This window comes from Anaerocolumna sedimenticola (assembly GCF_009931695.1).
In the GTDB taxonomy this organism is placed as follows: domain Bacteria; phylum Bacillota; class Clostridia; order Lachnospirales; family Lachnospiraceae; genus Anaerocolumna; species Anaerocolumna sedimenticola.
This window is the reverse complement of sequence record NZ_CP048000.1, coordinates 466,824-479,486: the sequence shown is the minus strand read 5'-3', so window position 1 is coordinate 479,486 and position 12,663 is coordinate 466,824. Positions and strand designations below refer to the sequence as shown.

Annotated in this window: 11 protein-coding genes; all 11 read left to right on the top strand. The window is 36.2% G+C overall.

The window, feature by feature from the left end; all coding sequences use genetic code 11:
• Positions 1–20: 20 nt before the first annotated feature.
• The 11 genes from Ana3638_RS01985 (at position 21) to Ana3638_RS01935 (ending at position 12,622) form a co-directional block, all read left to right on the top strand.
• The gene (locus Ana3638_RS01985) at positions 21–908 is read left to right on the top strand and encodes a glycoside hydrolase family protein (protein WP_161836554.1); all 888 of its coding nucleotides are present in this window, start codon (positions 21–23) and stop codon (positions 906–908) included.
• A 186-nt stretch (positions 909–1,094) separates the two neighbouring features.
• Entirely contained in the window at positions 1,095–3,107 is a 2,013-nt protein-coding gene (locus tag Ana3638_RS01980; protein ID WP_161836552.1) for a right-handed parallel beta-helix repeat-containing protein, read from the top strand.
• Between the two features lie 372 nt (positions 3,108–3,479).
• A complete protein-coding gene (locus tag Ana3638_RS01975; RefSeq protein WP_161836550.1) occupies positions 3,480–3,881 on the top strand; it encodes a hypothetical protein in 402 nt (133 codons plus the stop codon).
• Positions 3,882–3,897: 16 nt separating this feature from the next.
• Positions 3,898–4,953, top strand: coding sequence for a hypothetical protein (locus tag Ana3638_RS01970; protein ID WP_161836548.1), 1,056 nt, complete (start codon positions 3,898–3,900; stop codon positions 4,951–4,953).
• Positions 4,954–4,988: 35 nt separating this feature from the next.
• On the top strand, positions 4,989–5,867 hold the full coding sequence (cdaA, locus tag Ana3638_RS01965; RefSeq protein ID WP_161836546.1) for a diadenylate cyclase CdaA: 879 nt from the start codon (positions 4,989–4,991) through the stop codon (positions 5,865–5,867).
• On the top strand, positions 5,848–7,074 hold the full coding sequence (locus tag Ana3638_RS01960) for a CdaR family protein (RefSeq protein ID WP_161836544.1): 1,227 nt from the start codon (positions 5,848–5,850) through the stop codon (positions 7,072–7,074). Before cdaA ends, Ana3638_RS01960 begins: the two co-directional genes overlap by 20 nt.
• 69 nt (positions 7,075–7,143) lie before the next feature.
• Positions 7,144–7,419 carry an HPr family phosphocarrier protein gene (locus tag Ana3638_RS01955; RefSeq protein WP_161836542.1) on the top strand — a complete coding sequence of 92 codons (276 nt, stop codon included), beginning with the start codon at positions 7,144–7,146 and terminating at the stop codon, positions 7,417–7,419.
• 256 nt (positions 7,420–7,675) lie between these two features.
• Positions 7,676–9,355 carry a 2-isopropylmalate synthase gene (gene leuA, locus Ana3638_RS01950; RefSeq protein WP_161836540.1) on the top strand — a complete coding sequence of 560 codons (1,680 nt, stop codon included), beginning with the start codon at positions 7,676–7,678 and terminating at the stop codon, positions 9,353–9,355.
• A gap of 396 nt (positions 9,356–9,751) precedes the next feature.
• Positions 9,752–10,147, top strand: coding sequence for a glycerol-3-phosphate cytidylyltransferase (tagD, locus tag Ana3638_RS01945; protein ID WP_161836538.1), 396 nt, complete (start codon positions 9,752–9,754; stop codon positions 10,145–10,147).
• 15 nt (positions 10,148–10,162) lie between these two features.
• On the top strand, positions 10,163–11,419 hold the full coding sequence (locus tag Ana3638_RS01940; RefSeq protein ID WP_161836536.1) for a CDP-glycerol glycerophosphotransferase family protein: 1,257 nt from the start codon (positions 10,163–10,165) through the stop codon (positions 11,417–11,419).
• Between the two features lie 33 nt (positions 11,420–11,452).
• Entirely contained in the window at positions 11,453–12,622 is a 1,170-nt protein-coding gene (locus Ana3638_RS01935; protein ID WP_246240709.1) for a glycosyltransferase family protein, read from the top strand.
• Positions 12,623–12,663 lie beyond the last annotated feature (41 nt).

The following is a 12,663-nucleotide window of genomic DNA, read 5'->3' as shown; positions in this document are numbered from 1 at the left end:
GATTGAAGGAGGAAACAATCTTGGATTTCAAACAACTTAGGAACCCTGTATGGGAGAGATCTGACAATTTGCGGGATCCATCTATATACAAAACGGAAGAGGGGTATCATTTATTTTATTCCCGTTATTCCAATAAAGACTGGAGCAGACCAGAGAACTGGGCCATTGGTTATACATTTACAAAGGATTTTGTACATTATGAAAAGGATCGTGACATATCAGCAAAAGGATTTGCATCACCGGGTGATCTGATACTATGGAATGGAAAATATATTCTTCCCTACCAATCCTATCCCGAGACACCAACCATGCTTTGCTATAGTGTGTCAGAAGATTTAAAATACTGGTCAGAACCGGTATTCTTTTTAGAAGAAGCAAGAAATCTGCCCTGGAATCAGGCAGAGCGTGTGATAGACCCTACATTTGTAGTGGATGGGGACCGACTGCATTGCTTCTTTGTGGGTACCGACCGTATGCATTATGAAAGAGCAACAAATCTGGTGGGACATGCGTACACGGATGACCCGGAGCTTAAGAAATGGGTCATTACAACTGCAGAGAGTCCATTGATCGGCGCAAGCAAGGCAGCACCGGATGGAGCGGAAAATGTCACTGTTTACCGGAAACAGGATGAATGGGTCATGATTTATAGTGAAGGATTGTTTGAACAGCATCTTGCATATGCGGTTTCCCCAGATCTAATACAGTGGGAGTTTAAAGGTAAAATCGACATTGAGGCACAGAACTGGATTACAGTAAGATATGGAGCACCTTATGTCTGGAAGGAAGAAGAATGTTTTATGATGATTCTTATGGGTGAGGATAAAAACAATCATACAACATTTGGATTGTTATCTTCCCAAGACGGAATCCATTGGAAGATGCTGAAAGAAAATAAAAGCCATTAAGAATTAGGTAATTGCGAAACTATATAGTTTTCCGAATATACCATACAATTGATATGAATTTCAGAGCTTCAGTTGCCCTATGGGCAAAATTCAGCTCTGAAATTGTATCAATTGCATGGTATATACATACAATAGTGGAGTTTCGCAATTACCTACCATTAAGAATGAATACGAGGAGGGATTGGAATGAAAATTTATGTATCAAGTAAAGCAAGAGGCGGAGACGGGACAAAAGAATATCCGATGAACTCCATTGCTCAGGCGGCACGTTTTGCACGTCCGGGGGACGAGGTTATTGTAGCACCTGGTATTTATAGGGAATATGTGGATCCGGCGTTTGCAGGAACCGAAGAACAGAGAATCATTTACCGGTCAGAAGTAAAAAATGGTGCCGTAATCTCAGGTGCAGAACGGGTCCGGACCTGGATACGGTATCAAGGCACCGTGTGGACAGCCAGAGTTCCGAATGGTATTTTTGGAACCTATAATCCTTATACCGTTGAAATCTTTGGTGACTGGTACGATGCTATAAAGCCGGTACACACCGGAGAAGTGTACCTCAATGATAAATCTTTATATGAGACGGACACACTGGAGGAGGTACTAAATCCCACTTCGTGCAGCGGTTCCTGGGATCAGCCGGGCTCTTTATACAAGTGGTATACCAAACAGGATGGAAATCACACCGTCCTATATGCAAATTTTCATGACTTTGACCCCAACACAGAAAATGTTGAAATCAATGTAAGAAGAAACTGCTTCTATCCGTCCAAAGAAGGCATAGGTTATATCACACTTGCCGGGTTCGCAGTTACCAAGGCAGCTACGCAGTGGGCACCGCCAACTGCCTATCAGGAAGGTATGGTAGGACCCCACTGGTCGAAAGGTTGGATTATCGAAGATTGTGAGATTTCCCATTCCAAATGCAGCGGTATCTCACTTGGTAAATATCTGCAGCCGAATAATGATAATAAATGGGCTATAAAACATACCAAAACAGGAACGCAGACAGAACGTGATGCGATCTGTCAGGCACAGCGGGAAGGCTGGACAAAAGAAAAAATCGGTTCTCATATCATACGCCGTTGTAATATCCACGATTGTGGACAGACCGGTATTGTAGGACATCTTGGCGGCGTATTTTCAGTTATAGAAGATAATGATATCCATCATATCAATAACAAGCAGGACCTTGCCGGTGCAGAAATTGGTGGAATCAAGATGCATGCGGCCATTGATGTCATCATCAGGCGAAACCGTTTCCATCACTGCACCCGTGGATTATGGCTCGATTGGCAGGCGCAGGGAACGCGAGTGACACAGAACCTGTTCTACGCCAATACACCGCCGGATGGAACTGTTATGTCAGAGCATTTATCCGTAGCGGAGGACCTCTTTATTGAAGTATCCCATGGTCCGTCCTTAGTGGATAACAATATCATGTTATCCGATGTTGCAGGACGTTTCTGTACCCAGGGAATTGCCCTGGTACATAACCTGATTGCAGGTTCTTTTGTTGGTGTCGGAAGTGGAGTGGACAATGGCGGCAAGAAATTCCCATCTCCACGTTATACACCTTACCATGTTCCCCATAGAACAGAGGTGGAAGGATTTATGACCATCCTCCATGGTGATGCAAGATTCTACAACAATGTTTTTGTTCAACAGCCGGTAAGGCAGCTTCTGGTGGATTATGCAAGAGAGAGGCACTTAGATTCCTTAGATCAGATGAATTATATCACGGGAACCAAACCATACGATGGATATCCGGATGCAGAGACTTATTTTGCAAAATTCCGGGAAGATAATTATAAGATTCGTGAAGAACGAGATAAATATTATGATCACCTTCCGGTATATGCAGGAGGAAATATTTACTTTAATGGGGCGGAGCCTTATGATGGGGAAAAAGACTATGTAAAGGATGACTTGCATCAAATCGAATTGCAGTTGGTGGAAGAGAAAGATGGTATTTTTCTCAAAACAAATTTGTTCCAGTATCTGCCGGATTCCACAAACGAAGTTATCACAACGGAGATATTAGGAGAAGCCTTTGAACCGGAAGAAAAGTTTGAACATCCTGATGGCTCACCAATTACATTTAACGAAGATTATCAGGGAAAGCACAGAGGCATCCATCCAGTGAGCGGACCTTTTGAGATTACGAAAGAGATGAATGTAAATGTAGTACCTGTATAGGGGTACTATTAGTCAGGTGGGTCCGGCAAAAGGGCAACGGGTCAAAGAGTGGAGAGAATATGACTTATAGAGAACAATATGAACAGAATCTGGATTTAAAATAAAATAATTGAATAAATATCATATATAGAATGCTGTCTATAAGGGAGCTTGGTGAAACACCTGTTTCACTGAACTCTTTCCTAGGCAGCTTCTTGTTATTTCAGTGGTAAAAACCCAAATTAAAGAAAAAATCCTTTTTCTTTAAAAATAAGGCTCGAAAATAATTGGCCAATATGTTATAATGTATGATAATACTGTGAAAAATACAATTATAATTATTACAATTTATAGGAAGGGGCAGGGTTATAGTTATAAAGCGGAGGTAATAAGATGTTAAATAATAAAAAAATCAGAATTATGACAAAACTTGCCTTATACGAACAAAACGAAGGTAAAGAAGATATTAAGCTGGGGAAATACTATAAAACAGATTATGTAAGGCTTCAGGTATTAAAAACGGTAGTGTGCGTCACAATCGCTTATCTTCTTATCCTGCTTATGATAGGCATGTATAAGGCTGAATATATAATCAGTAAATTAGTTACTTTTAATTTTGTCCGCATCGGACAATACCTTTTAGGATTTTATATCATGACAATGGCAGTATTTATAACCGGCTCAATCATTGGATATTCATTAAAATATGATAATTCCAGAAAAAGTCTATCAAAATATTATAAGTCTTTGAAGAAATTAAGCAGTTTCTATCAAGAAGAGAAAGTGAACGGATAGTTGGGAGGCAAAAATAATGATGACATTTTTAGTACTTAGATCAAGGCTGCGAAGTCTGTATCAAAAGTATGAAATATATATTGAGACGGTAGTAAAGTTTATAATAGCATTTGCGGTATTCCAGGTAATTAATAGTTCAATAGGCTACGACCCTCGTATTAAACAGATTTCCATAGTCCTTGTATTATCGTTACTGAGTGCATTTACGCCATCCGCTATTTTGGTATTACTGGCTGCACTGGTATCCATAGGTCATGTATATTATTTGTCAAAAATATTATCCGTGATAGTTATCCTTATTATATTAATCATGTATTTCTTGTTTATACGCTTTACGCCTAAACTGGGTTATGCGGTTATTGCGGTTCCTATTTTATATTTTTTAAAAATACCGTATGTTGTGCCAATCGTTTTAGGATTGTTTGCGACACCTATCTCCATCGTACCTACTGCCTGCGGAGTAATATTATTTTACTTATTCCAGGTTATACAGGAAGCAGCCACCATGCAGATTAATGTCAGTGTGGAAGATACACTGCAATTATATACTTATGTTGTTGACAATTTATTGGAAAATAAACAACTATTTATGACTATAATAATTTTTTCTTTAATTATTCTTGTAACATATTTTATTAGACGTAAGAAATTTGACTATGCCCGTGAAATCGCTGTGGCTGCCGGTACATTAACCTGCATTCTGGGATTTTTATTCAGTGATTTAAGACTGGATGTATCGGAACAGATTGGTATCATGATATTAGGTTCGCTTGCTTCAGCCATTCTGGCATTAATAATACAGTTTTTCCGTCTCACGCTGGATTATACAGGTGTGGAACATGTACAGTTTGAAGATGAAGATTACTATTATTATGTAAAAGCCGTACCTAAGATTAATGTAACAGAACCGCAGATAAATGTGAAACGCTTTAATACACAAAAGAATGTTGGTTTAAATCAAAGATTATCCGGTAAATTAAACAATGAAGTGTTAACAGAAGAGGAAGATGATTACGAAGAGGATTATGAGGAGTACAAACTTGGAACCAGCAGTAAGGACGATACAAAATAATAGTTACTAATAATTTGTAAAGCAGGTGGGTTATTATGGAGACGATTATAAGTTTTTTTCAAGATTATGTAGCGTGGTTGTCACTTCCCAGAATAGGAATCACTGATATTTTTGAAATTCTTATTATTGCTTTTGCAATATATAATGTAATTACCTGGGTAAAACAGACGAGGGCTTGGATTTTAGTGAAAGGCCTGATTGTGTTACTGATTTTATGGCTTATTGCCTCCGTACTTGACCTAAATGTAATTCTATGGATCTTTTTTAAAAGTATTAATGTTGGTATTATTGCTGTTATTATCGTTTTTCAGCCGGAATTTAGAAAAGCATTGGAACAGTTAGGACAGAATAATTTAGTAACACCTCTGTTTAACTTCAATGATTCAAAAGACAGAAGTGAGAGATTCTCTGATCAGACAGTGGCAGGTATCGTAAAAGCTTCATTTGAACTGGCTAAAACGAAAACAGGTGCCTTAATTGTAATTGAAAAGGATATTCCATTAATTGAGTTTGAAAAAACAGGAATTGCAATTGATTCCCTGGTAAGCAGTCAATTATTAATTAATATTTTTGAACATAATACTCCTTTGCATGACGGTGCAGTGATCATCAGGGGAAATCGTATTGTGGCGGCTACCTGCTATTTGCCTCTATCTGATAATATGCATTTAAGTAAGGATTTAGGAACAAGGCACAGGGCCGGTATTGGCGTCAGTGAAGTAAGTGACAGTTTAACCATAATCGTTTCGGAGGAAACCGGTAAGGTATCCATAGCCACCGGCGGTACTTTAATCCGAAACGTAGATGGAGATTATTTACGTAATAAAATTAATTCCCTGCAGAATAAAGTAACCGATGTTAAGAAAATTAAACTATGGAAGGGAAGAGTTAAGAATGAAAAAAAGATTAACTAGAAACTTAGGTCTTAAAATTCTATCCCTGCTTATGGCATTCCTGGTTTGGGTTGTTATCTTAAATGTTGATGATCCGGTTACCACAGACTCCTTTTATGATATACCCGTAACGAAGATTAATGAAAATGCTTTAGCCCAAAAAGATAAAGTATATGATGTGATTTCCGGTGATACCGTAGATGTTAAGGTGAAAGGAAAACGATCCATTATTGAATCTTTAAAAGAATCTGATTTTCAGGCGGTTGCAGACCTCTCGGAATTATCAATAGTGAATGCTGTTCCTATTGATGTTACCATACCAAAATACGGCGACAGTGTAGAGATCATAAAAGAAAATTATACCATGCAGGTCAGTCTGGAAAATCTTGAAACGAAACAATTCAGAATTGATGTCGTTACAACCGGTGATGTTTCAGAAGGATATTATATCAAAGAGAAAACTGCCAGTCCTAACATTATACAGGTTTCCGGAGCGGAATCTGTAATTAACAAGATTAAAGATGTGGTTGTGGAAGTAAATGTAGGAAGTGCCAGAGAATCCTTTAAGAAAACAGGAGTAGTTCCTAAAGTTTATGATAAAAACGGGACCTTGATGGACTCTGGTAAAATGAAATTAAGTTATGAGGCAGTGGATGTATCGGTTGATCTTCTTAAAACGAAAACGGTCAATCTGTTTATTGATTTAAAAGGAACTCCATACCCGGGATATAAATACGGAAAACCTGATTTTGAACCCAGGCAGGTAGTGATAGCAGGGGAACAGAGTGAACTGGATAAAGTACAGTATATAATGGGTGAATACAATATCGATAATCAAAGGACAGATATTGAAGATGAAGTAAATATTGCAGATTTTATTAAAAATGATGTAATTTTAATAGATGAAAATAAGACAGCCGTTATTAATGTAAAAGTTGAAAAGTTAAAAAGCATAGATATCAGTTATAATAGTAATGAAATAGAATTTAGGAATTTACCTGTTGGTCTGGCGGCGGTTTTAAATGAAACTAATGCCATACAGGTAGAGGTTATGGGCGAAGAAGATATACTTTCCAATATTAATAAATATAATCTAAAACCATATATTGATTTAGCAGATACGGAAATTGGAACGAAGCTATTCAATTTAGAGTTCAGTCCGCCGGACAGCGGTTTAACTATTTCGAATACCAGCGTCAGAGTAACTATAACTGAAGCAGCCGGTTAGTAAATAGAAGACGGTTTAGTGGATTGAATACATACAAATAACCAAAGGCGGTTTATAGGAGGTAGAAGAATGGTAAGTGGTAAGGTTGTTATAAAAAATCCTACCGGATTACATTTACGGCCGGCTGGAATACTATGCAAAACAGCCATAGAGTTTCATTCCAGGATAAATATCAAATTCAAAGATACGACTGCCAATGCTAAAAGTGTCTTAGGAGTATTAGGTGCATGCATTAAAACCGGAGATGAAATTGAGCTTATCTGTGAAGGTGAGGATGAAAAGGAAGCCTTGTCTACCCTTATAAAAGCCGTTGAATCCGGTCTGGGAGAGGAAATCACAGACTGAGTAATAGAAAATAAGTGTTGTAATATTAGATTTTCAATGATATAATGAAAAACACATAATTAAAAATAGCAAAGGAATGATAAGGATGGGGCTAGAATAGACAATGCCAAGTTATTTATTGTAAAAAAATACAGCGTGATATATCGACTCCGTAGCATATAAACAATACCAATTGGTAAGTACAGATGTCTGTTTAAACAGGCAGATGTCATTTATATGTTGCAACCAACCAGTTTAAACACAAGGAGGACATATCATGTTAAATTTTAGTAGATATCAAAGAGTACCCGTAGTAAATTTCCCGCAAAGAAAATGGCCGAATAAGCAGATAGAAAAAGCACCAATCTGGTGCAGTGTAGATTTAAGAGATGGTAATCAGGCATTAATTGAACCTATGGTAGTGGAAGAAAAGGTTGAATTTTTTAATATGCTGGTTAAATTAGGTTTTAAGGAAATCGAAGTTGGTTTTCCTTCTGCATCTCAGATTGAATATGACTTTTTAAGACAGTTAGTGGACAGAAAATTAATTCCTGATGATGTGGTTGTACAGGTATTAGTACAGTGCCGTGAACATTTATTAAAAAGAACATTTGAAGCTTTAAAAGGCGTTAAAACCGCAATCGTTCATATCTACAATTCCACTTCCACTCTTCAGAGAGATGTTGTATTTGGAATGGATAGAGAAGAAATTAAAAAGATTGCAGTAGAGGGAACTAAGCTGGTGAAAGAATATGCCAAAGATTTTCCAGGGAAAATCATTTTAGAATATTCACCGGAAAGTTTTACGGGAACGGAACTTGACTTTGCATTGGATATATGTACCGCCGTTTCTGATGTATGGGAACCAACCCCTGAAAATAAGATTATTATTAATCTGCCTGCGACAGTAGAGATGAATACTCCCAATGTATATGCAGACCAGATTGAATGGATGAATACTCATTTTAAAAATAGAGACAGCATTATATTAAGTGTACATCCTCACAATGACAGAGGAACCGGTGTGGCCGGCAGTGAATTAGCCTTACTTGCAGGTGCTGACCGTATAGAGGGAACTTTATTCGGTAACGGTGAAAGAACCGGTAATGTAGACATATTAACCATAGCCTATAATATGTTTTCACAAGGTATTAATCCTCAATTAGATTTAGATAATATTAATGAAATTATAGAAATATATGAGCGCTGCTGCAAGATACCGGTACACGTACGGCACCCTTACGCAGGCAAGTTAGTCTTTACAGCATTTTCAGGTTCTCATCAGGATGCTATTAATAAAGGCGTTAAGGCAATGAATGAAAGAAAGAGCAAGATATGGTCAGTACCTTATCTTCCGATTGATCCATCCGACATTGGCAGAAAATATGAACCGATTGTCCGTATTAACAGCCAGTCCGGTAAGGGTGGAGTAGCCTTTATCATGGAAACCAATTATGGATTTAAACTGCCGAAAGGAATGCATAAAGAGTTTGCCAATGTAATCCAATCAATTTCCGAAAAAAGCGGCGAGGTTGCACCTGAGCAGATTATGCAGGAATTCAAGAAGAATTATCTGGATATGAAAGAACCTCTTCATTTTAAAAAGTGTAAAATCGAAGATTTATCCGATAAAGACTCTTCAGGAGATGAATCCTTTGATACATTAGCCGTTGTCACCTATACAGATCATGGTGTGGAAAAAACATATGAAGCAACCGGTAATGGTCCTATTGATGCGGTACAGAGAGGTCTTCAGAAAGAATTGGGAATACAAATTAAAGTTTTGGATTATTCCGAGCATGCCCTTGGTGAAGGTTCTAATGCACAAGCAGCTGCTTATGTTCATATATTGGATATAGAAACCGGCAAAGCAGTTTTTGGTGTTGGCGTAAGTTCCAATATAACCAGAGCTTCGATCAGGGCAGTGTTTAGTTCTGTTAACAGATTAAAAAAATAAAAACTTCAAGATTATAGATTTAAGAATGAGGCTTAGCAAATGGAGGATACAACACGAGCAAGTATACGAACTTGTTGTGTCCTCTGTTTTCTGTTGTTTGGACATTTTTTAATATTATATAAATTATATTTGATATTGGTCAAATAAAATGCAAAATATATATTTTATACAATTAGACAAAACTTATATATCTATAAAATTTAAAAATAAATATATAAGCAATTGCGAAACTCCACTATTGTATCTATATACCATGCAATTAATACAATTTTAGAGCTGAATCTTGCCCAGAGGGCAACTGAAGCTATGAAGTTCGTATTAATTGTGGTATATTCAAAAAACTATATAGTTTCGCAATTACCTAAAATAAATACAAGAAGAAAGGTAATGCAAATTATGAAAAAAGTTATTACTTATGGAACTTATGATTTGATTCATGTTGGACATATTAATTTATTAAGAAGGGCTAAAGAATTAGGAGATTATTTAATTGTTGTTTTATCTTCTGATGAGTTTAACGCGATAAAGCACAAAACCGCTTATCACTCATATGAAGATAGAAAGGTTATTCTGGAAGCGATTAAATATGTAGATGAAGTTCTTCCGGAATATACCTGGGAACAAAAAATAAAGGATGTTGTTGATAACAATGTTGATGTTTTCGTTATGGGAGATGATTGGAAAGGCGAATTTGATTTCCTTAAAGACTACTGCGAGGTTGTCTATCTGCCTAGAACAGAGGGAATCTCAACTACAAAAATTAAAAATGACCTTCACTTAGGCAAAAAATAAGTAGGAGAAACTTACATGGACATTCCATCACCGGGACAAATAAAAAAGAAGGTTATTAAGACAGTTAAGAAAAAATTGAAAAAAGCCTTTAAGATAGTAAAAAGAGCAGCTAAAAAAATTGTAATCCAAGCATATAAAATAGAAACCAAGATAATTCCAGTTCAAAAAAATATGATTGTTTTTGAAAGTAATATGGGACGAAATTATACCGGTAATCCGAAAAGTATCTATGAAGAAATGGTACGTAAGGGATTAGACAAAAAATATCGTTGTTATTTTATGTTAGATGATATAAATACGGATATTCCTGGTAATGCTAAAAAAATAAAGAGAACAAGGACGAGATATTTCTTTATTATGGGTGTTGCTGGAATCTGGGTGAGTGACTGCAGACAGCCTAATTATATAATTAAGCGGAAAGGTGTTCATTTTATACAGACCTGGCATGGAACACCATTAAAAAAATTAGCACTTGATATGGATTCCGTCAATATGGCCGGAGAAACAGATATTGAAAAATACCATGAAAACTTCTGTAAAAATACTAGAACCTGGGATTATTTAATATCACAAAACAGGTATTCTACGGAAATATTCAAGAGAGCTTTCGCCTTTGATAAGACAATGCTGGAAATTGGCTATCCAAGAAATGATATATTATTTTATGGTAATAATAAAGAAAATATCATTCAATTAAAGAAAAAAATGGGGCTGCCCCTTGATAAAAAAGTTATTTTGTATGCGCCTACTTGGAGAGATAATGAGTATTATGACAAAGGTGCTTATAAATTTAACCAGGTTTTGGATTTTGACTTATTCAGAGAAAAGTTGGGAAAAGATTATATATGTATCGTAAAATATCATTATCTCGTAAAAGAAAACTTAGATTGGTCTAAATATAAGGACTTTATTTATAAGTTTGATATGTGTGAAGATATTGCGGAACTGTATCTGGTTTCTGATATGCTTATAACCGATTATTCCTCCGTTATGTTTGATTACAGTATTTTAAAGAGACCAATGTTTTTCTTTGCTTATGATCTAGAGGAATATAAAAATAACCTAAGAGGTTTTTATTTTGATTTCCTGGCTGAAGCACCTGGGCCGATAACCCGAACTACAAAAGAGTTAATTAATTCAATATTAAATTATCAATCAGAAGATTATGCAATAAAATACGAAGCTTTTCATAATAAATATAATCACGCCGATAACGGTAAAACCTCTGAAAAAGTGGTGAAACTGATACAGGATATTTATGCAAAGTCCTGAGAGTAAGACAAATTCAAGAAAGGTAATACTGATATGATCAATAAATGGAAAAGCATATTAAAAATCAAAGCGAAAGGTATTTACCACAGTCTTCAGGCAACAGTGGAAAAAAGACAGGTTAATTCCAGGCTTGCTAATTATGATCCTGTAATTATTAGCAATGATAAACCGGCTCAAATTCAAAAAATCACTTTTGTAATTGAACGTATGGCAAAATATAATGGGGGTCAGACCTCTATTTTAAGATTGGGAACCGAATTATCTAAATTAGGGTATCAGGTAGGATATATAGTTTACAAGACACAGACAAAAGCAGATATGCAGGAGTGTGCAAGCTGTAACCTGAGTAATTACCAGGGGGAAATGTACACAAATAAGTATTTGGACAAGTTAAATTCTGATATTGTGATTGCCAGTTCCTGGGATACGGTAGCCTTTGCAAAAAAAATGAAAGGTTATAAAATGTACTTTCTACAGGATTATGAACCATATTTTTATTCCTTTGGAGAACTGTTTTTAATGGCTAAAAAAACATATGAGCAAGGACTTCATATGGTTAGTTTAGGTCCATGGAATAAAGAAATGGTGGAGAAAAACTGTAACATTATCTCTCCTGTGGATTATATCGAATTTCCTTATGAAAGCCGTGAATATCCGTCCTGTAACAGGGACTATGCTTCCTATGCAAAGAAACGTAAGTTTACCATTGCAGTTTATTTAAAGTATTACGGTAAAAGGCTGCCCTGCATAACTCAATATTTATTAAGACAAGTGAAAGAGGAGTTTAAAAAGGATGGTATAACGCTGAACATTCTGTATTTTGGCGAGGATAAAAGCTTCCGGTGTGATGCGGGCGAAAATTTAGGTATGTTATCCAAAAAGGAATTACTCGCATTGTATAAAAGATCAGACTTTGGTATGGTAGCTTCCATGAGTAATATATCTCTGGTACCTTATGAGATGTTAGCGACCGGTCTTCCTTTAATTGAGTTTGAAGATGGAACTTTTCCTTATTTCTTCCCTGATAACAGCGCTATCTTAACTTCACTTTCCTATAAAGACTTATATCTTAAAATGAAAGAAGTGATTAAGAAACCACAGTTATTAGAAGAAATGCATGAGACTTCGGATAATTACCTGAAATCATTGAGCTGGCAGAAATCCGCAAAGGAATTTAGTGATATTTTAAACGGATTGCTGTGAGTTTGGGATATTGTCTTGAATTATGAGCAGACAGAGCAAGT